Genomic DNA, 20,836 nt, shown 5'->3' on the forward strand with positions numbered 1-20,836 from the left:
TATGTTAGATAAACATCTGTGTGTTCTGTTTAGTCTGTGGTGAGTCTTTTAATATAATACCATTTGAATCATGAAAGTATTGGTCGCAACAGACAAACCGTTTGCTAAAGTTGCAGTGGACGGTATTCGTAAGGAGATTGAAGCTGCGGGTTATGAACTCGTACTGTTGGAAAAATATGGCGAGAAAGCGAAATTGCTGGAGGCTGTGAAAGATGCCAATGCCATTATTATTCGTAGCGACATCATTGATGCCGAAGTGTTGGATGCAGCCAAAGACTTGAAAATAGTGGTACGTGCAGGTGCCGGTTACGATAATGTAGATTTGGAAGCTGCTACCGCCCACAATGTGTGTGTAATGAATACCCCGGGACAGAACTCCAATGCTGTAGCTGAGTTGGCTTTTGGCCTTATGGTGATGGCTGTCCGTAATATGTATAACGGGACTTCCGGTACGGAACTGATGGGTAAGAAACTGGGTATTCATGCTTACGGTAACGTAGGGCGTAATGTAGCCCGTATTGCCAAAGGCTTCGGCATGGAGATTTATGCATTCGATGCTTTCTGTCCGAAAGAGGTCATCGAGAAGGATGGGGTGAAGGCCGTAGGTTCTGCGGAAGAACTTTATTCTATCTGTAATGTTGTTTCCCTGCATATCCCTGCGACCGCCGAAACGAAAAATTCCATAAATCATGCTTTGGTAAATAGACTGCCGAAGGGTGGCCTGTTGGTGAACACTGCCCGCAAGGAAGTTATCAATGAAGCTGAACTTATCCAGCTGATGGAAGAGCGTGCCGACTTGAAATACATGACTGACATTATGCCTGCAGCCCATGAAACGTTTGCTGCAAAGTTTGCCGGACGCTATTTCTCTACACCGAAAAAGATGGGTGCCCAGACTGCCGAGGCCAATATCAATGCAGGTATTGCAGCAGCCAAGCAGATTGTAGGCTTCTTGAAAGACGGTTGCGAAAAGTTCCGCGTAAACAAGTAATATTTTTAGTAGGCGCGGATTACACGGATTTCACGGAGTTTTTATTCCGTACAGTTCTGTGTAATCTGCGCCTAAGTATTCCATTAAAACATCTAATTACCATGGCAATCATTAAACCTTTCAAAGGAGTCCGTCCTCCCCAAGACTTAGTAGAACAAGTAGCTTCCCGTCCGTATGATGTACTTAATTCGGAGGAAGCCCGCATAGAAGCGGAAGGCAATGAGAAATCCTTGTATCATATCATCAAACCGGAAATTGATTTTCCCGTTGGTACCGATGAACATGACGAACGTGTTTATCAGAAAGCTGCGGAAAACTTCCGTATGTTCCAGGAGAAAGGCTGGTTGGTGCAGGATGATAAAGAAAACTATTACGTCTATGCCCAAACCATGAATGGCAAGACACAATACGGCCTTGTTGTCGGTGCATACGTTCCCGATTACATGAACGGTGTCATCAAGAAGCATGAGTTGACTCGTCGTGATAAGGAAGAAGACCGCATGAAGCATGTCCGCGTGAACAACGCCAACATCGAGCCCGTATTCTTTGCTTATCCCGACAACACAGCACTGGATGCTATTATCTCCCGTTATACAGTCGGGAAACCGGTATATGACTTTATCGCTCCGGGTGATGGTTTCGGTCATACTTTCTGGGTTATAGACAAGCAGGAAGACATTGATGCCATTACCCGAGAGTTTGCCAAGATGCCCGCCCTCTACATTGCCGATGGACATCATCGCAGTGCCGCTGCCGCCTTGGTGGGTGCGGAGAAAGCCAAGCAAAACCCCAATCACCGTGGGGATGAAGAGTATAACTACTTCATGGCGGTGTGCTTTCCTGCCAACCAGTTGACTATTATTGACTATAACCGGGTGGTGAAGGACTTGAACGGTATGACTCCCGAAGAGTTTCTGGCCGCTGTGGGCAAGAATTTCATCGTGGAGGAGAAAGGTACGGACATTTATAAGCCGTCCGGATTGCATAACTTCTCCCTCTATCTGGGCGGAAAGTGGTACAGCCTTACTGCCAAACCGGGTACTTACAATGATAACGACCCCATTGGTGTGTTGGATGTAACCATCTCTTCTAATCTGATACTGGATGAAGTGCTCGGCATCAAAGACCTCCGTTCAGACAAGCGTATCGACTTTGTAGGCGGTATCCGTGGCTTGGGAGAGTTGAAGAAGCGGGTGGATAGCGGTGAGATGCAAGTGGCATTGGCGCTCTATCCCGTTTCCATGAAGCAGCTGATGGACATAGCCGATACGGGCAATATCATGCCTCCCAAGACAACTTGGTTTGAGCCGAAGTTGCGTTCAGGGTTGGTGATTCATAAACTGGACTAAATGAATTGGATATAAAATGAAACGGGGATGTCTTTGCATGAAAGGCATCCTCGTTTTTCGCTCATTGCAGAACTAAAGCTGAGTAAGAAGAAGGGTATTATGTAGAAAATGCCGGCCTTTGCTGAAAAATTAAAGATATGAAGGCATTGATTCTTAACGGCAGTCCTTGCCGTCATGGTAATATATTGAAGATGCTGAAGCTGACGGAAAGGGATGTACGGAAGTGCAAGAAAGCAGTACATAAATTATTGTAGAACATTGAAAAGTCAACATGGGTAGAAAAGAAGAATACAAATTGCAGAACGAACAGTTTCTGGAACGGCTGCGTACGGAAGAAGGAATCAATGAATTGCCTTGCGGCATATTCTATCGGGTATTGGAGGAAGGCAGGGACGGCCCGGTACCGCGTCTCAACAGTATAGTATCTGTGCATTATAAAGGCACGCTTATCAATGGACGTGAATTTGATAATTCGTGGAAACGGAATTGTCCGGAGGCTTTTCGCCTGAATGAAGTGATTGAAGGCTGGCAGATTGCCTTGCAGAGGATGCGTCCCGGAAGTCGTTGGATAATTTATATTCCATATACCATGGGGTATGGCACACGTAGCAGTGGACCTATTCCGGCGTATTCCACACTGATATTTGATGTGGAATTATTAAGTATTTCGTGACACAGTTGAACAATTTACTTTCTTGTCTTGTTCTCCTATAAGAATTTAGAAAAAAATCAATAGGTATGAATATAGATAAGAAAGAGGGGCCTGGAGCCCCCATTGCATTGTTCTCGGTAAACAATGATAAGGGAGCGCTTCCCGGACAACAGATTGGTCTTTATAACAATGCAGAAAAAAAGGATGTCAGTCAGGCTGTTCTGATGCTGAATCCTGATACGAACAGCATGAAAAGCAGAGGTTGATTCTCTGCTTTTTTTGTATCTTTGCGGTCACATACGGAAATCTTAAAAACGCAAAGGCAGGATGCTACGGAAAGGAGACCTCACCCAAGGAGGAATAACCGGTACTTTATTACGTTTTACCCTACCCATGATGGTAGGGTCTTTTTTGCAGCAATGCTACAACATTGCAGATACGCTCATCGTGGGACAATGTATTGGCGCGGGGGCGTTGGCGGCGGTCGGCTCGGCATACACGCTGATGGTTTTCCTGATATCTGTTTTGTTGGGACTGGCGATGGGTAGCGGCACGGTCTTCTCTTTACATTATGGCGCCGGAAACCAAGTGGCCCTGCGTCGCAGCATATTCAGTTCGTTTGTACTGATAGGTATCGTGACACTGATACTGAATGTAGCCGTTTTCCTCTGGCTCGACCCTATCCTTCGGCTGTTGCAGGTTCCGCGAGACATATACAGCATGATGCGCAACTACTTGTGGATAATCTTCTGCGGTATAGTTTTCACATTCATCTATAACTTCTATGCAGCCCTGTTGCGTGCGGTGGGGGATTCCGTCACTCCGCTTTGGTTCCTGGCGGTTTCTGTCGTTCTGAATATAGCGCTCGACTTGTTTTTCATCCTGCAACTGGATTGGGGCATTGAGGGTGCGGCCGTTGCCACGGTCATAGCCCAGGGAGCGGCGGCGCTGGGCATCGTTATCTACGCTTATAGACACCGTCCCGAATTGCGGTGGCGTCGCGACGACATGTGTTTTGACCGTACTTGCTTGAAGGAAATCGCTTCCTTCTCTACACTGACTTGCATTCAACAATCGGTGATGAATCTGGGAATCCTGATGATACAAGGGCTTGTCAACAGTTTTGGAACAGCGGTAATGGCTGCTTTTGCGGCAGCAGTGAAGATTGACTCTTTCGCCTATATGCCTGTGCAGGAATTCGGGAACGCCTTTTCTACCTTTATCGCACAGAACTTTGGAGCCGCACGTTACGACCGCATCCGCCAGGGTGTCCGCAGCGCATTTGTCACGGCTGTTGTCTTCTCGCTTCTTGTGTCCGTATTGGTTTTCGTCTTTGCCGAACCGTTGATGCTTGTCTTTGTCCGTCCGGACGAAGCGGAGATTATTGCGGTGGGAGTGGCGTACCTGCGTATCGAAGGTGCTTTCTACTGTGGCATCGGCATCTTGTTCCTGCTGTACGGATACTACCGGGCCATCCGTATGCCGGGCATGTCTGTTGTGCTGACCGTGCTGTCGCTGGGCACCCGTGTCGTCCTTTCCTACTGGCTTGCCTCGATGCCCGAGGTTGGGGTGACGGGTATCTGGTGGTCCATTCCTGTCGGCTGGTTGATTGCCGATGTAGTCGGTATCTGGTACTATCGGCATGTTTTAGGAGCCAGAGGGAGTTAAAGGGCACTCCCTCCCTTTACCTCCTAAAAAAGAAAATCCGGCAGATTTGCTCTGCTGTCCTCCGGATATTTTCTTGAGCAAATTTGGGGTTCATTGCTTGTTCCAGGGAGACGGGAGAGGGGGTAATGTCTGTTATAGGGAGCGGAGCCGTAACCTGTACACTCTCTTTACAGTCTGCGAAAATATAATTTTAGATGCAGATTGAGCGGTATAATGCGGATTTTTTATCATCTTTAGATAAGATAAGCTGCGTTTCAGCAGAACTTTTTCATGCAAGCATGAAAGTTCTGTCTTCAGTTTGCATTATCTTTGCAACATGAGTGAAGATACGTATAAAACCATCGTTGCCCCTTCCGAGGGCATTTACACTGAAAAGCGCAGCAAGTTCATTGCTATCGCTCTGCCGGTGCGTACAGTAGAGGAGGTGAAGGCGCATCTGGAAACTTACCAGAAGAAATACTACGATGCCCGCCACGTGTGCTATGCCTATATGCTGGGGCATGAGAGGAAAGATTTCCGTGCCAACGACAACGGAGAGCCCTCGGGCACGGCAGGCAAACCGATTCTGGGGCAAATCAACTCCAATGAACTGACGGATATCCTGGTTGTCGTTGTGCGCTATTTCGGAGGTATCAAGTTGGGGACAAGCGGGTTGATTGTAGCCTATAAGGCCGCCGCCGCCGAAGCCATTGCCGCTGCCACTGTTATCGAGAAGACCGTGGATGAGACGGTTACCTTCCTTTTTGAATATCCTTTCATGAATGATGTGATGCGGGTAGTGAAGGAGGAGGAACCGGAGATTCTGGAACAGTCGTACGATATGGATTGCCGCATGACGCTCCGCATCCGCCAGTCCATGATGCCGAAGTTGCGGGCACGGCTCGAGAAAATAGAGACATTGAGGTTTGAATAATGAAACAAATAGGATAAGAGACCCTTTAAATAGGAAAGAAGAAAATTATGGCATTTAGTGCAACAAAAAGAGAGTTAGGCGAACTCTACACCTTTTTTCGCCTGTTGGCAGATGGAGCTGTATCACTTGGTACACCGAAAGCTGAAAAAGACGGAAAACAGAGTTGGCCCGTTGCTTTGATACAGAGGGAAGAGCATGACGGTACACGCCGTTATTATATAGAAGAGGAAGACGTACGCATTGTCAGTGGCGCAATCGGCAAGGACGGCACTTTTATACCTGGAAGCAAGGAGGAACACTGTTTTCCCCGTGAGGATTTCGGGGATGCGTCAGAGATGATTCTGCATTTGTTGAAGACGGTTTCGGGTGAAGAGGTGGAAGTGTCCGAAGGGCTGGAAGCCTTTCTGGATGCTGTCAATATCTACGATTTGGAATCCAGGACAGAGGACCGTACCGACTTTTCGGTTGCCTTCTGGCATCCCGAAGCGCCGCTGACCGGTTTCAATGTCCGTTGCCGTCTTGCCCCGATGAATCCGTTGCTGGACGGAGGGCGTACGGCTAATCTGAAGCTGGAGCAGAGTGGTGTGAAGTTTGCCGTACCCACGGTGAACAAGGTGAACGCTTTGCCGGAATCTCCTACGGAAGTGGCCGAACGCATGATGATGATTGAACGCCTGGGCGGTGTGTTGAAGTATGCCGACGTTGCCGACCGCGTGTTCCGTTGTAATTTGCTGATGATAGACCTCCATTTCCCGCGTATGTTGGTGGAGATGGTGCGTCTTATGCATTTGGACGGTATTACCCGCATCAGTGAGTTGACGGAGCGTATCAAGGAGATGAATCCCCTGAAGATAAAGGATGAATTGATAAACAAACATGGTTTCTACGAGTTCAAGATGAAGCAGTTTCTGCTGGTGCTTGCCTTGGGCATGCGTCCGGCAAAGATTTACAACGGTACCGATTCGGCTGTCGAAGGCATGTTTCTGACGAACGGTGACGGCCAGGTGCTTTGTTATCACAAATCCCGTCCCCAGGTCTTCGCAGACTTCCTTTATCAGAACACACGTTTGGAGAAAGGTGCTATAGACAAGGATAAATATGGTTTCCTGGAACGCGAGAATGGGGTCTGGTACTTCAAGCTGAATGTGAAGATTGGATTGGTGAAACGATGAAATAATTAAACAAATGAACGAGACATTACAAACTATCAAGGCACGCCGCAGTGTCCGTGCCTATACGGAACAGCAGGTTTCCGCAGAAGATCTGAACCTTATTCTTGAAGCGGCTACATACGCTCCCAATGGTATGCATTTGGAGACATGGCATTTCACCGCTATTCAGAATAAGGAAGTGCTGGAAGAACTGAACGATAGAATCAAAGGTGCCTTTGCCAAGAGTGACGACCCTCATACACGGGAACGTGGACATAGCCGGACTTATTGCTGCTATTACCATGCCCCTACGCTGGTCATTGTCTCCAACGAGCCTGCCCGATGGTGGGCCGGCATGGATTGTGCCTGTGCTTTGGAGAATATTTTCCTTTCAGCCAAGTCCCTCGGCATAGGTTCCTGCTGGATAAACCAATTGGGACAAACGTGTGACGATCCCGATGTCCGTGCCTTTTTGACCAAGCTGGGCGTACCCGAAAATCATAAGGTATATGGCTGTGCAGCCTTGGGATATGCCCCTGCCGATGCCCCGGTAAAGGAGAAGAAGGTGAAGGAAGGTACGGTAACCATCATCCGTTAAGAAGAGATTCCCGCACCATTTATAAATAATAGTGTACCTACAATTACTCCCATGGCAATGCTGATGCCATGGGAGATAGAATTGATGGTTTTATAAAATAGTCTGTTACGCTTTCTTTTCATCAATCGAAGCATCCATAGCACGTTGGCAGCAACTTGCGGTCTCCCAATGTATTGTCAACACGTGCCACGTTCACCCAGAACTTGTTTTCACGTACGCTTTCTATCGGATAGGCAGCTTTCTCTCGAGTATAACTGTGCTTCCATTCGTTGGCCACCACTTCATATTCCGGATGCGGGGCATTCACCAGCACATTGTCTTCCTTGTCGGCTTTTCCTTCCTTTATTTCCTGGATTTCCTGCCAGATAGTCAGCATTACGGTGATGAAGTTATCCAGCTCGGAAAGGCTTTCGCTTTCCGTAGGTTCAATCATCAGCGTGCCGTGTACCGGGAAGGAGAGGGTAGGAGCATGATAACCATAATCCATCAGGCGTTTGGCGATGTCGTTTTCGCTGATGCCGGTATCTTCGTGTACCTTACGGCATTCCAGAATCATTTCATGACCTACGAAGCCATTGGCGCCGCGGTAAACGATACCATATGTCTCATTGAAACAGGAAGCCAGATAGTTGGCATTCAATATGGCTGTTTTGGTGGCTCGTGTCAGACCTTCTGCTCCCATCATGCGGATATAACCGTAGGTGATGGGCAGGATTCCTGCACTTCCGAAAGGAGCACCGGCTACCTGATTGGTTGCATATCCGAATAACCCGTGTCCCGGCAGGAATGGAACCAGGTGCTCTGCCACGCAGATGGGGCCTACGCCCGGTCCGCCGCCGCCATGAGGAGAAGCGAATGTCTTGTGCAGGTTCAAGTGGCAAACGTCCGCACCGATAAAACCGGGATTTGTCAGACCTACTTGTGCATTCATGTTGGCACCGTCCATATATACCTGGGCGCCGCATGCATGGATGATGTTGCAGATTTCCACGATTTCGGTTTCAAATATACCGTGGGTGGAGGGGTAGGTAATCATCAGGGCGGCAAGGTCTTCTTTGTTTGCTTCAGCCTTGGCACGGAGGTCGTTCATATCTACATTTCCATGTTCATCGCAAGCGCAGATTACGGTTGTAAACCCTGCCTGGACAGCCGAAGCCGGGTTGGTTCCGTGTGCGGAGGCGGGAATCAGAACCTTGTTGCGATGTCCCTGCCCGATACTTTCCTGATAGGCGCGGATTACGCGGAGTCCTGCATATTCGCCGGCTGCACCGGAGTTGGGTTGCAGGCTGACACCGGCAAAACCGGTGATGATTGCCAGTTCTTCGCTGAGGTTGCGGATCAGTTCACGATATCCTTCCGCCTGCTCTTCCGGAACAAGTGGATGTATATTGGTAAATTCGGGACGGCTGAGTGGCAGCATTTCTGCGGCGGCATTCAGTTTCATGGTGCAGGAGCCGAGGGAAATCATGGAATGAGCCAGTGAGATGTCTTTGCGGTCCAGGCGCTTGATGTAGCGCATCATTTCCGTTTCCGTATGATATTTGTTGAATACCTCATGAGTCAGATAAGGACTTTGGCGTTTCAGTGATTCCCGTATGTTGCAACTGTCCGGAATGTCGTTGATCTTGGAATAGTCTTTTCCGGCAGCGATGGCAAAGATGGAAAGCAATACATTGGCTGCGGCTACGTCGGTGGTTTCGTCAATACTCATTCCTACATCACCGTTCTTGAAGTAGCGCAGGTTTACCTCTTTGCTCAATGCAATGGTACGTACCTGCTGTGCCGAGATGGTGTCTGGCAGTGCAAAGCGGAGTGTATCGAAGTACTGGGTGTTGACCTGCTTGTATCCCAATTTATGGATGCTTTTCTCTAGATATGCAGCAATGCTGTGAATGCGTCCGGCGATGGTGCGGATACCGTCCGGTCCGTGATATACGGCATAGAATCCCGCCATAGTGGCCAGCAATGCTTGTGCGGTACAGATATTGGATGTTGCCTTTTCACGTTTGATGTGCTGCTCGCGGGTTTGCAAAGCCATGCGGTAACAAAGTTTCCCGTATTTGTCCTTCGACCATCCGATGATGCGTCCGGGCATGTTGCGTTTGTACTCGTCACGTGTGGCGAAGTAGGCTGCTGACGGACCGCCATAGAACATGGGCGTACCCAGGCGTTGTGAACTTCCGAATACGATGTCCGCTCCCCATTCTCCCGGAGGAGTGAGCAAGGCAAGGCTCAGTATATCCGCTGCAACGGCTACTTTACAGTGGGCTGCATGAGCTTTTTCCACAAAGGCACTGTAGTCTTCCACATTGCCGTTGGCATTGGGATATTGCAGCACACAGGCAAATATATCCGGTGTAAACTCCATTTCGGCATAGTTGCCCGTGCGTAGTTCAATGCCCTGCGGAAGGGCACGGGTAGTCATGACAGCCAAGGTCTGCGGGAAGATATTTTCGTCTATAAACACTACATTGGCACCCGATTTCTGCATGTCACGCGGGCGTAAAGCGTACATCATCGTTACAGCCTCGGCGGCGGCAGTGGCTTCATCCAGCAGGGAACAGTTGGCGAGAGGCATTCCGGTAAGGTCGCATATGGCGGTCTGGAAATTCAGCAGGGCTTCCAGACGTCCTTGTGAGACTTCAGTCTGGTAGGGAGTGTAAGAAGTGTACCATACGGGATTCTCGAATACGTTCCGTTGGATTACGGCAGGAGTGATGGTATTGTACCAGCCCGTACCGATGTAGGTAGTGTAAAGTTTGTTCTTGGCTGCCAGTTCGGCAATGTGTTGCCCGAACTCATATTCCGTCATCGCTTCGGGCAAGGCAAGCGGTTCTTTCAGCCGGATATTGGCAGGAATGGTTTTATCTATCAGTTCATCCAGGCTCTCCACTCCGATTTTACGGAGCATCTGCACTTCATCTTTTTCGCTGATGCCAACGTGGCGGTTGACTAAAAGGTCATTTTTCATGGTAGGTATAAATTTAAAGCCTCACCCCCGACCCCTCTCCGAAAGAGAGGGGAGGAGGGGATTGGTGTTGTTATATATTCTTTCTCTTTTTCTTGTTCTAATCCTTTCTCACGTAAATCTTTCCCCCTTCTATCCTTTCTTCCTCTCCTCTCTTTCGGAGAGGAGCCGGGGGTAAGGCTTTACCTGAAGAACGGATTTTCCGCCTTTTCAATGCCTATGGTAGTCGGTGCGCCATGTCCCGGGTAGACAATCGTTTCATTGGGCAATGTAAACAACCGGCTGCAAATATGTTCTATCAGTTCATCAAAGTTGCCTCCGGAAAGGTCGGCACGGCCTATACTACCTTGGAACAGCACATCACCGGAGAACATACAGCGGTCTGCAGCGCAATAATAAACCAAGCTGCCCGGCGAGTGTCCCGGCACGTGGATTGCTTCCAGCGACGTATTGCCGAAAGTAATGATATCACCATCGTGCAGGTAGTTACCCAAAGGTACAGGCGTTTCCTGCAACTGGAAACCGAACATTCGGCTCTGCTTCGGCGCTTCGTCAATCCAGAATTCATCTGCCTGGTTGGCTTCCGCTTTCAGCCCGAATTCTTTCAGCATAAAAGGATTGCCGAAGATATGGTCCAGGTGCAGGTGTGTGTTCAGCAGATGCTTTACGTTCAGTCCATTGCTGATGATAAAGTTTTTCAGCGCCTGTTTTTCTTCTTCATAGAAGCAACCGGGGTCTATAACGACAGCTTCATAGGTTTCGTCCCAAAGTACGTAACAATTCTCCGGGAACATATTAAATTCAAATCTCTTTATCTTCATGATATGTATTTAGATTTTTGGGTGGCTATTCTTTCAATTTGCCACATAAACCACTTTCTTGGTCTGGAAGAACTCTTCCTCAAAGAAATCCTTCAGGTCCCACATGATGGTTTTGTTCTTGAAGGGCATTGCCTCATGCTCCAGTTCCCCTCCTTTCAGGCAAATTAATCCGTTAGGCAGGGCATTCTGCTGTTTGGAAGAGATGTTCTTGCGGATGATTTTCAATAAATCGGCCAGTGGCATGACGGCACGGCTTACGACGAAGTCGAACGTTTGTTTTTCTTCTTCAGCCCGCGCATGGCGGAAAGTGACGTTTTTCAGCCCTATGCTGTCGGCTATTTCGGCGGCCACACGTATTTTCTTGCCGATGCTGTCCATCAGATGAAATCTGACTTCCGGGAAAAGAATGGCAAGCGGGATTCCCGGAAAACCGCCGCCTGTGCCGAGGTCCATGATTTTGGTTCCCGGCCGGAAGTTTACGACTTTGGCTATTCCAAGAGAATGAAGTACGTGGTGTTCGTATAAATTTCCGATATCCTTGCGCGAGATTACATTAATTTTAGAGTTCCAGTCCGAATAGAGGTCATATAGGGCGGCGAACTGCCTTTCCTGTTCCTCCGTCAAGTCCGGAAAGTACTTTAGGATAAGTTCCATGAGCTACTTCTGATTTTGCTTTTTAGTTTTTAATAGAGTCAAGTATTCCGTTGTCATCACTCAGCAGATGTTGCATGGCTTCATACGGCAAGGTGATTTTTACCGGTCCCATCACATAAGGAGCAATGTCATATACATTATAGTAGAATGTGATGCCTTCCGGGTCGAGATAGAAATTCTCGGTAGGTTCCAGTTCGCCGGTGGTGGCATAGCCCAGGTCTTCAAGTTCCTGGCGTGTGGCCACTTTGTTGTCGGCCATCAGCTGGTTCCAAAGCAGGTCGGTGAGGGCATCTTTGTAGTCGCTTGCGAACAGGTCGTCCAAACGGACAGGGCTCAACGTACGCAAGTCCATATTGAGGAAAGAGGACATGTAAATGCCATGTGCGCCACCGGTATATTCGTTGTAGTCAATACGGTAAACCAACAGATTCTTTATGTATAGCTGAATGTTGCTCTCAATCCCTTTATAATAAGAATACCAGGCTTCCATGCTGGCACCGTCCTCCTTGTCCTGCTCATCTTTCCGGTACATGGGCTCCAGATCCTTACGATAGTCATTGACGTACTTTTCCGTATATTTCTTTATCGCCTCTTCGGGAGTCATCGTCATGTACTTGTCTCCGAAACAGGCGGAAAGGAAGAAGGTATTCAGACTGTCTTTCAGCTTGACGTCGGATGAACGGGTGGCATACGCAAAGTTGATGACCAGGTTGCAGGCTGGTTTTGCCGTATCCCCGAAAAGGTGTGCGGTTTCGTTTACCTGTATGCTGTCGAACTCCAGCGCACCGGTGTTCTTGTTCATGGTGTTACCACAAGAAAAGAAAAAGCCGCTTGCCGCAAGCAGAAGGACAAGTAGGCTGACAGTTTGCTTTTTCATATTGAATTTCGTTTATAAATCAACATTTCGTTCAAAAAACTTTAACGACAAATATAGAACTTATTAACGAACTCCACGCATAAAAAAAGAAAAATTAATTCCGGCGAACGGTTAAAACTTTCTATCCGAACAAACAGCTCGTTCCGGTTGTTGCTTATTTAAAGCAGAAGAACAACTATCTAAAAACAAATGGAATGAGCAATATTATAAAAAGGGCATATCCTGTGCTGAATATGCACTGTACGGGGTGTGCTGCTACTATAGAGAGAGCTGTCAGGAAACTGGCGGGAGTAACGGATGTTTCGGTCAGTTATGACAAGGATCTCATGTCCGTATCCTATGATGCCGCGAGGCTGTCTCCGGGTGAAATCCGTGCGGCCTTGCTGGCAATAGGATACGACCTTGCCCTTGAGGAAGAGGATTATCTGAAAGAAACCCCTGCAATAGAGGAATCCGGACATTACCGGCGCCTTAGAAAGCGGGTGGCCGGAGCCTGGGCACTTACTGTCCCTTTGCTGCTGCTTTCCGTCTTTTCTGCCTATATACCCTATGCTGACATCATGCAGATGATATTGGCTGCCATTGTCATGGCTTTCTTCGGAACATCCTTTTATGTCAATGCATGGCGGCAAATCTGTATCGGACGTGCCAAACTGGATACTCTGGTGGCTCTCAGCACTTCCGTTGCTTTCTTCTTTAGCGCATTTATTACCTTCTTCCCGGATTTGCGGTATGCCGGGGGATTGAATCCCGGTACCTATTATGAGGTTACCGTAGTGGTCATAGCTTTTGTCCTTACGGGAAAGTTGATGGAAGAACGTGCCAAAGGACATGCTTCCGTCGCTATTCACCGGCTTAGAGGCCTGCAGCCGGAAGTAGCCCGTTTCATGCCGGAGGGAGAGCGTATGGACGACCGTGTTGCAGGGATATTTGTGCCTGTTGTCCTGTTCCTGTCCGTCCTTACTTTCTTTGTGTGGATATTTTGGGGTGGTACGGGTGTCATGCCGCATGCATTGTTCGCGGCACTTTCCATATTGATCATCGCCTGTCCGTGTGCATTGGGACTTGCCACCCCTATCGCTTTGATGGCAGGTATCAGTAAAGCGGCGGACAACCATGTATTGGTGAAAGACGCTTTGGGACTGGAGCAGATGAGCAAGGTGGATGTTGTTGTATTTGACAAAACCGGTACGCTGACCGAAGGGCATCCGTCTGTCACCGGCTGGCTATGGGCGCAAGGGCAGGAGGAGCATTACAAGGATGTCTTGCTGGCTGCGGAATTGACTTCCGACCACCCTTTGGCAAATGCCATAATCATTGCATTGGAAGAGGAGGAGGAAGTGACTCCCGCCCGTTTGGACGGCTCTGAGAATATAATCGGCAAGGGAGTCAAAGTGGTTTACCAAGGTGCGGTATATTGGGTAGGCAGCCATAAATTGCTGAAGGATTTCCAGGCCAACCTTTCGGATATTCTCGTCGAAATGCTGGTACAATACGAATCGGAGGGTAACAGTATCGTTTACTTCGGGCGTGAAAACGAACTTCTTGCCATCATTGCCATCAAAGACCGGATAAAGGCGACTTCCGCCGAAGCCATCAAGGAACTGCGCGGGCAGGATATCGACATCTGTATGCTGACCGGTGACGGCGAACGTACGGCATCTGCCGTAGCAACCAGTCTGGGCATCCTTAGGTTTATGGCCGACACTATGCCCGAAGACAAGGAAGACTTTATCCGTGAACTGCAACTTCAGGGAAGGACGGTAGCGATGGTGGGGGACGGTGTCAATGATTCCCGGGCACTGGCTTGTGCCGATGTCAGCATTGCAATGGCACAGGGTACCGATACGGCTATGGATGTAGCAATGGTCACGCTCATGACTTCCGATTTGCTTCTGTTGCCCAAGGCGTTCCGTATATCGCATCTGACTGTCACCTTGATGAACAAGAATCTCTTCTGGGCATTCATCTACAACCTGGTGGCCATTCCGGTTGCTGCCGGTCTCCTTTATCCCGTTTACGGCATTTTGATGAGTCCTTTGCTGGCAGTTACGGCTATGGCGCTTTCTTGTGTGTCCGTCCTGCTCAACAGTCTCCGGCTGCCTTCCGGTCGTTGATTGCCGACCGCTTCTTAGCTGTTTCTATACTCCAGCGGACTCATGCCCATGTGCCTTTTGAAATACTTGCCAAAAAAGGAGGCGCTGGGGAAATTCAGGGAGTAGGCAATTTCCTGGATGGTCATGTTTGTGGATTTCAATTTGGCTTTGACGTCCACCATCACTACATGGGCTATGATGTCCAGTACGTTTTTTCCGGTCACCTGTTTCACGGTGGTGCTGAGGTGTTGCAGGGAGATGCCCAGCTTGTCGGCATAAAATTGTGCGCGGCGTTCGTTGGTATAGTTCTCGATGACGAGCTGAACCAGTTCACGGCATATCTCCTCTTTCCGGCTTTTGGTATTTTTCGGTTGTTGGGGACGGATACTGTACAGTTTATCCACGCCATAAAGAACCATCTTGAGCGTGTTTTGCGCCATCCTTGTGTCCGGAGGGAAGGGACCGGTAGTGACACGTGCCCACAAAGCGAAATAATCCTTGAAGTAGGAGGCCACAATGGGATTGATGGTCATCACGGGGTACTCCAGAATGGTGGAGAAAGAACTTAGTGTGGACTGGATGAGGTTTACGCCGTTCAGGCAGTGTGAGGAGAATCCTACAAATCCCAGGCATACCTTTTCCTTTTGTTCGTAGAACTGGATGATGGTACCCGGAAGCAGGGTGATAAAGTCTCCTTGCTTGATTTCCGTGTCCATCAGATTGATTGACACAGTGATGGAACCTTCTATGCAAAGTGCGAAGATACAGGCTTTCAAGCGGCACGACTGCTTGTATATATTAAGGATGTCTTCTGTCACTTCCGTCCATGCAATCATATCTACAGGTAGGTCAACTTGTGGAAATTCCATACGCTTTGTCGTTTTAGATTTGTACAAAGGTACGTTTTTTTTCTGAAAAGTGTTATATTTGCTCTCATGAAACTGCAAATATCAGATTGGAAAATAATACCATACGCCGATTCATGGAAGCGGCAGACGGAGTGGTTTGACGCATTGGTGCATGCCAAACAGGCGGGAGAGGAATATGTGAATCACATTGTGCTTTGCGAACACCCTCATGTATATACTTTGGGACGCAGCGGGAAAGAGGGAAATATGCTGCTGAGTGACGAACAGCTTGACAGGATTGGAGCGACCCTGTACCACATTGACCGGGGAGGGGATATTACCTATCACGGGCCGGGACAGTTGGTTTGTTACCCCATCCTTAACCTGGAGGAATTTTCTCTGGGGCTGAAAGAGTATGTGCATCTGCTGGAAGAGGCGGTCATCCGGGTATGCGCTTCGTACGGCGTCACAGCCGGGCGTTTGGAGAAGGCAACCGGAGTGTGGCTGGAAGGAGATACCGCCCGTGCCCGCAAGATTTGTGCGATCGGTGTGCGTAGCAGCCATTATGTCACGATGCACGGGTTGGCGTTGAATGTGAATACGGACTTGCGCTATTTCAGCTATATCCATCCTTGCGGATTTATAGACAAGGGTGTCACTTCCCTGCAGAAGGAGTTGGGACGTGAGGTCTCTATGGAAGAGGTGAAGGAGAGGCTGTGTAAGGAACTGTCGGCATTGCTCCAGCGTTGATTCCTGGTAGTTCTTTATAAATTAAGGGGGAGAATCGGTTGCGATTCCCCCCCCCTGTTTGTTTACACATTCATCGCATCAGCTCCTAATGCCCCCAGTATGGCTGAAGCCAGAGCGATCACAATTTTCAGGATTTTGTCCCATGCCGTTTTTTTCATCTTGATTTTCTAAATTTAAAATAATAATGATGTCTTTGTGTTGTTTCCCTTTTCGGAAAGGGGGTAGGGATAAGGCTTTATCCTAGCGGATTCTCGTTCTCGTCCCCGTCGTTTCCCGACTCTCCGCTTCCTCCTTCGTCTTCTTCGCCCCTGTTTACCAGCGCCTCCAGGTCGTAGAAGTCAATTTTTTGCCCCACACGGGTTGCCGTGATGTCGGGCCTTACCGTACTCGAGGGGCGGAAGTTGATTTTTACCGCCTTGATGTTTTTGGCGGTGCACTCTTTCAGTTCCGTCACTCCGGCCGTGCGTGCCGACAGGCTGAATACTCCGAAGTTCTTGATGTTTACGGATTGCCCGTTGTAGAGTGTCGCCACCATTGCTTCCACAAAATTCGTCAGCACGCTCTGTATGTCCCCGAGCGTCAGCGAGCTCTTTTCCTTCATCACATACGCGATGTCGTCCAGCGAGGCGTTGCCGCCCAACGTCACCAGTTGCGGATAAAACTTGGTTACCGCATCCGCCTTTCGGGGATCTTTCCTCGCAATCTTTTTGAATGGTACTCCCATAGTCGTAAAGAATTTAAAAATGAATAATTAAAGAATTACATCTCTCTGTACCTCTTTTTGAAGTACATGGCAAAGGTAAGGCTTCCTGTTGCTCTGCAACACGGGTTACCGAGGTTTCCGGTGTATATGCCGCTTTACTTGATTTTGTTCTTCCATCTTAAAAAAAACATGTCTTTCTGTTTGAAAACCACCTGTTTTTACTGAATGAATATTAGGATATTGCGCTGATAATCACTATCTTTATGGAATAATTAATCATATAACAATCATGAAAACAGAAAAAGAAAAGAGAGAACCGGAAGAAGAAGACCTCCGTCCCTTCCATGTCCGCACCTACACGAAGGAAGAGCTTGCCATGCTTTACAACCCTACTTACTGTGTGTCCAACGCCATCAGTACCCTTGCGGCCTGGATCCGGTTGAACAAGCCTCTGAAGGCCGAGCTGGCTGCCGTGGGCTATAACCGCTACCGCCGTAGCTTCACTCCTCGTGAAGTGTCCTTGTTGGTAAAGTACTTGGGAGAGCCATAATGAGATTTGGCATTCCGGGCGAGATGGAATGAATTTGTAAAGAAAACGCCAATATATGTAACCCCCGTAACAATATATGTTATCCTGCATGACAATATATGCTACGGGGGTTCCCGTTTTCTTATCTTTCATTCTTCATTTTTAAGAATGTTCTTCATTCAAAAGGCTCGCCACCTCATATTCGGTGGTATGTTGTCCGTTGATTCTTGTCTTGAATCCGTATTTTTCCAGAACCTGTACCAGTATGGCCTGTGCACACTGGTTTACCTGTATCTTTCCGTATATGCTGAGCTTTGTCAATATGGCGCCGGCCGGCAACCATTTCACGCTGATATCCCCCGGCAGGGGCTTGCGGAAGAAGACGAACAGGTTTTCCTCCACGGGGTCCTTCATGCGGTGCAGTTCGTTGTGCCTGTTCAGGCGGTCTATCTCCTCTCCCTCATACCAGTAACGGAAGCCGCTTTTCAGCAGTGCCATCGCCTGGGCATAGATTCCGGCGTGGTTCACCTCCTTATGGTAGTCTATCTCCCTGACGGTGACAGTGAGGAAGCGTCTGTTTCCCCCTATGTCCTGCAGGCAGTGCCTGTTGTTGGTACTGCCTATGAAGGAACAATGCCGGGGGAGGTTGAAGGCCTCCACGTCATATACCTTCCTCTGCGTGACGTTGTCCTGGGCTATGATTCTCTTGAGTGCCGAGAGTTCTCCCGGCTTGACCCCCTCAAATTCCTCCATGTTGATGACAAGTCTTGTGGCGAGGAGCCTCGCCTCGTCCTTGTTGGAGGGGTCTATGACACCGTTAAAGAAATATTCCTTCCACTCGGGCGGCAACAGGCGGCGTATCCAGCTGCTTTTTCCCTTTCCTTGCCCGCCGTAGAGTATGATGACGAGCTGGTTCATTTTGTCATCATCCAGGGCACAGTCCACGAGGCCTACCAGCCACCTGAGGAACCCTTCGCGCCACAGCTCCCGGTCTTCGGTGACGACGGTGTCTGCCAGTTCTCCTATATAGTCCTTCCCGTCCCATTCGGGAAGCTTGCCGAGATAGTCGCTGTAGGGATTGAATTCCTTGGCGTAGTCGGAGTCCACCACGGCCCTCAAAAAGTTCTGGAAGCAGGATATGCCCGCCATCTGCATGTCCACGAACAGGGTGTTGTAGTCCTTTCCCCTCATGGGAAGGTATCCTTTTGCCGAGGTCTTTGCGGGGTCGAAGGGCATGTACTCCAACCGGTCCATGATGACGTTCCTGCGTATGCCGTAATGGGCGTCGAGGAAGTCCATCACCTGCTTGATGACGGGTTTCTTTTCCTCTTTCAGCGTGGCGGTTTCCGTGGTCCTGTCGGTATAGACGTAAGCGTTACGTAAGGGAGTCTCCGCGTCGAACCCGTTTCCTCCGAACCGTTCCCGTGCCAGGGCTACGGCCGTTTCCTCATCCAGCCCCTTGGCATAGCACTTGTTTCCCAGGGTGAAGAGGAAGTTGTCGCGGCTTCCCTCTTTGAACTTCATCACACGCTTCACGGCTGCCACTGCCTTGGCGAAAAGCATGGTCTCCCAAGGTTCTCTTCTTTTGTTTTCTTCCTCATTTTCCTTTGCCTTCCTGTCCGTCTTTTCGCCTGTCTTCGGTGATTTCTTTCCGGTGCCAACGGGTGGCAGGATGTGTACTTCCAAAGGTTCTATTTCCAGTTGCAGTGAGGTGTTGAGGTAGGCATGGGGGTCGAAGGATACGAAGAACCCTCTGGAGAGATCCTTCCCGCTTCCGTCTATTTCCGCGCCGAGGAGCTTTTCGTAATGCTCCTTGGCTGCGTTGTACAGCTTCAGGTGTATCTCCTCGAGTTCGGCATAGCTTATTTCCCCTTGCAGCAGCCTCTTCCTAAGCTTCCGTGCATATTCGGAGTGGGGGAATGCGAAGAACTTGTAGCCGTGCTGTTTGGGCGAGAGGAAGGCCGCAAGGGTATCCGGGTCATTGTCGATGAGTTCCCTAAGTTCCTTCAGGCGTTCTTCGGGCTGTCCGTCGAGGTCGAGGGTGAGTACAGGGTTGTAGCGGATGATTTCGGGCGGTAACCTGCGTTCCCTGTAGTTTGCGGTTACCGTTCTGAACGGTAGCTGTTTTTTCACGTTGTTGGCTTCTTCGGTCCTGCCCTGTGCCACGAGGCTTGCAATTTTGATGACCGACTTGGCATATCTGCCTTTTTTGATGTCCTCCAGGTCGGTGGCGAGAGTTGTCTCTCCGCTGACGGTACTGAAACCACGGTAGGTGGTTACCGGAATATTTTCCATGTTTGTTGTTTTAGTCTGCCTTATTGGCTGTGCAAAATAGGGGAGAATCTTCGGGAAAAACAAAAACGGCCTTTTGGCGGAAAAAGACCGTTTTTTACGAATTTGGAATCCGGTGTGCTTATGGCTTGCGGTTATTCCCCGGGGTACATCTCATGATACAGGTTATTCAGCTCTGCCGCAATACAATCTACTCCCACAGGGTTGTTCCCTCCGTCTGCATCCATGAAATCTATGGCCTGGTGCAGCACTTTTGCCGTCTGTCTGACACCTGCCATCCCTTTCCCCTTTTTCTTGTTTACCAACTGGGGTACAAAGACCTTGAGTATCGTCTTCCTGTCCTCGTAACTCACTCTTGGCTTGTTCTTTGGACGTGTCAGGAATTCCATCACTTCTGCTGCTCTCTCGCTGTCTTCCTTGTAGAAGAACATTAAATCACGCTCTTTGTAGAGCATCATTTCATTTTGTCTTTTTTTGTACTTTTCATACGAATTGCTTTTTAAATAATTAATATTTACTTTTTTAAAAGAGCCAAAATTAACAATTCAAAAGGAACTACCACTTGGTTCTCCTCAAAATCTTCAATTTTTTATTCCGTGGTGTGTGGAAAAGGAATATGGGTGGGGTAGTGGGGGATGGACTTGTATAAGTACTCTATAACACACACTTCCCTTAGAAAAAAAGAGAAAATATGCGCCCGCGCGTATGTAATAAAGTGTAAATATGATTTTCGGGGGAGGAAAAACGTTTTTTAGACGTTCGTTTAATGGACGCAAAGTTAATGTCAAGAAATGGAATTACAAAATATTTTGATATATAATATGATATTTCTTTTGTGTTCCTATGCTACTTGCTTATCTGTCAGCCTTTTCTGTCAGTTGTTGGATTTGTAATCCGGTATGCTTTTTCGGGGAAAATAGCATAATATGTAAATAGCGGATAAAGGGTGTTCAAAAAACGAACGTCTAAAAAACGT

20 protein-coding genes are annotated in these 20,836 nt (G+C 48.6%); 11 read left to right on the forward strand and 9 right to left on the reverse strand.

The window, feature by feature from the left end; all coding sequences use genetic code 11:
- Nucleotides 1-70: 70 nt before the first annotated feature.
- From HMPREF9446_RS17740 to HMPREF9446_RS17775, 8 genes are all read left to right on the forward strand, one after another.
- The gene (locus tag HMPREF9446_RS17740; RefSeq protein WP_009127129.1) at nucleotides 71-991 is read left to right on the forward strand and encodes an NAD(P)-dependent oxidoreductase; all 921 of its coding nucleotides are present in this window, start codon (nucleotides 71-73) and stop codon (nucleotides 989-991) included.
- Nucleotides 992-1,092: 101 nt separating this feature from the next.
- The gene (locus HMPREF9446_RS17745; protein WP_009127130.1) at nucleotides 1,093-2,340 is read left to right on the forward strand and encodes a DUF1015 domain-containing protein; all 1,248 of its coding nucleotides are present in this window, start codon (nucleotides 1,093-1,095) and stop codon (nucleotides 2,338-2,340) included.
- Between the two features lie 271 nt (nucleotides 2,341-2,611).
- On the forward strand, nucleotides 2,612-3,013 hold the full coding sequence (locus HMPREF9446_RS17750) for an FKBP-type peptidyl-prolyl cis-trans isomerase (RefSeq protein WP_009127131.1): 402 nt from the start codon (nucleotides 2,612-2,614) through the stop codon (nucleotides 3,011-3,013).
- A gap of 65 nt (nucleotides 3,014-3,078) precedes the next feature.
- Entirely contained in the window at nucleotides 3,079-3,258 is a 180-nt protein-coding gene (locus tag HMPREF9446_RS17755; RefSeq protein WP_009127132.1) for a hypothetical protein, read from the forward strand.
- 61 nt (nucleotides 3,259-3,319) lie between these two features.
- The gene (locus HMPREF9446_RS17760; protein ID WP_009127133.1) at nucleotides 3,320-4,660 is read left to right on the forward strand and encodes an MATE family efflux transporter; all 1,341 of its coding nucleotides are present in this window, start codon (nucleotides 3,320-3,322) and stop codon (nucleotides 4,658-4,660) included.
- Between the two features lie 316 nt (nucleotides 4,661-4,976).
- Complete coding sequence (locus tag HMPREF9446_RS17765) at nucleotides 4,977-5,573, forward strand: IMPACT family protein (RefSeq protein ID WP_009127135.1); 597 nt, start codon at nucleotides 4,977-4,979, stop codon at nucleotides 5,571-5,573.
- 47 nt (nucleotides 5,574-5,620) lie between these two features.
- On the forward strand, nucleotides 5,621-6,745 hold the full coding sequence (locus HMPREF9446_RS17770) for an HpaII family restriction endonuclease (RefSeq protein WP_009127136.1): 1,125 nt from the start codon (nucleotides 5,621-5,623) through the stop codon (nucleotides 6,743-6,745).
- A gap of 13 nt (nucleotides 6,746-6,758) precedes the next feature.
- Complete coding sequence (locus HMPREF9446_RS17775; protein ID WP_009127137.1) at nucleotides 6,759-7,322, forward strand: nitroreductase family protein; 564 nt, start codon at nucleotides 6,759-6,761, stop codon at nucleotides 7,320-7,322.
- A gap of 121 nt (nucleotides 7,323-7,443) precedes the next feature.
- On the opposite strand, the gene gcvP is transcribed toward HMPREF9446_RS17775, so the two are convergent.
- The 4 genes from gcvP to HMPREF9446_RS17795 form a co-directional block, all read right to left on the reverse strand.
- Nucleotides 7,444-10,293: an aminomethyl-transferring glycine dehydrogenase gene (gcvP, locus tag HMPREF9446_RS17780; RefSeq protein ID WP_009127139.1), complete on the reverse strand. Its 2,850-nt coding sequence runs from the start codon at nucleotides 10,291-10,293 to the stop codon at nucleotides 7,444-7,446.
- 179 nt (nucleotides 10,294-10,472) lie between these two features.
- Entirely contained in the window at nucleotides 10,473-11,111 is a 639-nt protein-coding gene (locus tag HMPREF9446_RS17785; RefSeq protein ID WP_009127140.1) for an MBL fold metallo-hydrolase, read from the reverse strand.
- Nucleotides 11,112-11,144: 33 nt separating this feature from the next.
- Entirely contained in the window at nucleotides 11,145-11,765 is a 621-nt protein-coding gene (gene rsmG / locus HMPREF9446_RS17790; RefSeq protein WP_009127141.1) for a 16S rRNA (guanine(527)-N(7))-methyltransferase RsmG, read from the reverse strand.
- Nucleotides 11,766-11,787: 22 nt separating this feature from the next.
- Nucleotides 11,788-12,642: a DUF3298 and DUF4163 domain-containing protein gene (locus tag HMPREF9446_RS17795; protein ID WP_009127142.1), complete on the reverse strand. Its 855-nt coding sequence runs from the start codon at nucleotides 12,640-12,642 to the stop codon at nucleotides 11,788-11,790.
- Nucleotides 12,643-12,836: 194 nt separating this feature from the next.
- Here HMPREF9446_RS17795 and HMPREF9446_RS17800 point away from each other — a divergent pair, with 194 nt between their 5' ends.
- Nucleotides 12,837-14,759 (forward strand): heavy metal translocating P-type ATPase, encoded by a 1,923-nt coding sequence (locus HMPREF9446_RS17800; protein ID WP_009127143.1) that lies wholly within the window; start codon nucleotides 12,837-12,839, stop codon nucleotides 14,757-14,759.
- 14 nt (nucleotides 14,760-14,773) lie between these two features.
- Here the strand turns inward: HMPREF9446_RS17800 and HMPREF9446_RS17805 are convergent, their stop codons facing one another.
- Nucleotides 14,774-15,607, reverse strand: coding sequence for a helix-turn-helix domain-containing protein (locus HMPREF9446_RS17805; protein WP_039969951.1), 834 nt, complete (start codon nucleotides 15,605-15,607; stop codon nucleotides 14,774-14,776).
- Between the two features lie 66 nt (nucleotides 15,608-15,673).
- Between HMPREF9446_RS17805 and lipB the strand changes: the two genes are divergently transcribed.
- Nucleotides 15,674-16,336, forward strand: coding sequence for a lipoyl(octanoyl) transferase LipB (gene lipB / locus HMPREF9446_RS17810; RefSeq protein WP_009127144.1), 663 nt, complete (start codon nucleotides 15,674-15,676; stop codon nucleotides 16,334-16,336).
- 62 nt (nucleotides 16,337-16,398) lie between these two features.
- Here the strand turns inward: lipB and HMPREF9446_RS18850 are convergent, their stop codons facing one another.
- Nucleotides 16,399-16,494, reverse strand: coding sequence for a smalltalk protein (locus HMPREF9446_RS18850; protein WP_157243342.1), 96 nt, complete (start codon nucleotides 16,492-16,494; stop codon nucleotides 16,399-16,401).
- Between the two features lie 77 nt (nucleotides 16,495-16,571).
- Nucleotides 16,572-17,060, reverse strand: coding sequence for an HU family DNA-binding protein (locus tag HMPREF9446_RS17815; RefSeq protein WP_009127146.1), 489 nt, complete (start codon nucleotides 17,058-17,060; stop codon nucleotides 16,572-16,574).
- A gap of 268 nt (nucleotides 17,061-17,328) precedes the next feature.
- On the opposite strand from HMPREF9446_RS17815, the gene HMPREF9446_RS17820 reads away from it, so the two are divergent.
- Nucleotides 17,329-17,589, forward strand: coding sequence for a DUF4248 domain-containing protein (locus HMPREF9446_RS17820; RefSeq protein WP_039969952.1), 261 nt, complete (start codon nucleotides 17,329-17,331; stop codon nucleotides 17,587-17,589).
- A gap of 141 nt (nucleotides 17,590-17,730) precedes the next feature.
- Here HMPREF9446_RS17820 and HMPREF9446_RS17825 read toward each other — a convergent pair whose 3' ends face one another.
- Nucleotides 17,731-19,863 carry a VapE domain-containing protein gene (locus HMPREF9446_RS17825; RefSeq protein WP_009127149.1) on the reverse strand — a complete coding sequence of 711 codons (2,133 nt, stop codon included), beginning with the start codon at nucleotides 19,861-19,863 and terminating at the stop codon, nucleotides 17,731-17,733.
- 131 nt (nucleotides 19,864-19,994) lie between these two features.
- A complete protein-coding gene (locus HMPREF9446_RS17830) occupies nucleotides 19,995-20,318 on the reverse strand; it encodes a hypothetical protein (RefSeq protein WP_009127150.1) in 324 nt (107 codons plus the stop codon).
- Between the last annotated feature and the right edge of the window lie 518 nt (nucleotides 20,319-20,836).

This window comes from Bacteroides fluxus YIT 12057, from assembly GCF_000195635.1.
Classification (GTDB): Bacteria; Bacteroidota; Bacteroidia; order Bacteroidales; family Bacteroidaceae; genus Bacteroides; species Bacteroides fluxus.

What these genes read in the sequence shown, in the direction of transcription:
- HMPREF9446_RS17745 (WP_009127130.1), top strand. Translation starts at nt 1,093, where the DNA reads ATGGCAATCATTAAACCTTTCAAAGGAGTCCGTCCTCCCCAAGACTTA.
- HMPREF9446_RS17765 (WP_009127135.1), top strand. Translation starts at nt 4,977, where the DNA reads ATGAGTGAAGATACGTATAAAACCATCGTTGCCCCTTCCGAGGGCATT.
- HMPREF9446_RS17785 (WP_009127140.1), bottom strand. Translation starts at nt 11,111, where the DNA reads ATGAAGATAAAGAGATTTGAATTTAATATGTTCCCGGAGAATTGTTAC.
- HMPREF9446_RS17760 (WP_009127133.1), top strand. Translation starts at nt 3,320, where the DNA reads ATGCTACGGAAAGGAGACCTCACCCAAGGAGGAATAACCGGTACTTTA.
- rsmG (WP_009127141.1), bottom strand. Translation starts at nt 11,765, where the DNA reads ATGGAACTTATCCTAAAGTACTTTCCGGACTTGACGGAGGAACAGGAA.
- HMPREF9446_RS17740 (WP_009127129.1), top strand. Translation starts at nt 71, where the DNA reads ATGAAAGTATTGGTCGCAACAGACAAACCGTTTGCTAAAGTTGCAGTG.
- HMPREF9446_RS17805 (WP_039969951.1), bottom strand. Translation starts at nt 15,607, where the DNA reads ATGGAATTTCCACAAGTTGACCTACCTGTAGATATGATTGCATGGACG.
- gcvP (WP_009127139.1), bottom strand. Translation starts at nt 10,293, where the DNA reads ATGAAAAATGACCTTTTAGTCAACCGCCACGTTGGCATCAGCGAAAAA.
- HMPREF9446_RS17755 (WP_009127132.1), top strand. Translation starts at nt 3,079, where the DNA reads ATGAATATAGATAAGAAAGAGGGGCCTGGAGCCCCCATTGCATTGTTC.
- HMPREF9446_RS17800 (WP_009127143.1), top strand. Translation starts at nt 12,837, where the DNA reads ATGAGCAATATTATAAAAAGGGCATATCCTGTGCTGAATATGCACTGT.
- HMPREF9446_RS17770 (WP_009127136.1), top strand. Translation starts at nt 5,621, where the DNA reads ATGGCATTTAGTGCAACAAAAAGAGAGTTAGGCGAACTCTACACCTTT.
- lipB (WP_009127144.1), top strand. Translation starts at nt 15,674, where the DNA reads ATGAAACTGCAAATATCAGATTGGAAAATAATACCATACGCCGATTCA.
- HMPREF9446_RS17815 (WP_009127146.1), bottom strand. Translation starts at nt 17,060, where the DNA reads ATGGGAGTACCATTCAAAAAGATTGCGAGGAAAGATCCCCGAAAGGCG.
- HMPREF9446_RS17820 (WP_039969952.1), top strand. Translation starts at nt 17,329, where the DNA reads ATGAAAACAGAAAAAGAAAAGAGAGAACCGGAAGAAGAAGACCTCCGT.
- HMPREF9446_RS17830 (WP_009127150.1), bottom strand. Translation starts at nt 20,318, where the DNA reads ATGATGCTCTACAAAGAGCGTGATTTAATGTTCTTCTACAAGGAAGAC.
- HMPREF9446_RS17775 (WP_009127137.1), top strand. Translation starts at nt 6,759, where the DNA reads ATGAACGAGACATTACAAACTATCAAGGCACGCCGCAGTGTCCGTGCC.
- HMPREF9446_RS17750 (WP_009127131.1), top strand. Translation starts at nt 2,612, where the DNA reads ATGGGTAGAAAAGAAGAATACAAATTGCAGAACGAACAGTTTCTGGAA.
- HMPREF9446_RS18850 (WP_157243342.1), bottom strand. Translation starts at nt 16,494, where the DNA reads ATGAAAAAAACGGCATGGGACAAAATCCTGAAAATTGTGATCGCTCTG.
- HMPREF9446_RS17795 (WP_009127142.1), bottom strand. Translation starts at nt 12,642, where the DNA reads ATGAAAAAGCAAACTGTCAGCCTACTTGTCCTTCTGCTTGCGGCAAGC.
- HMPREF9446_RS17825 (WP_009127149.1), bottom strand. Translation starts at nt 19,863, where the DNA reads ATGGAAAATATTCCGGTAACCACCTACCGTGGTTTCAGTACCGTCAGC.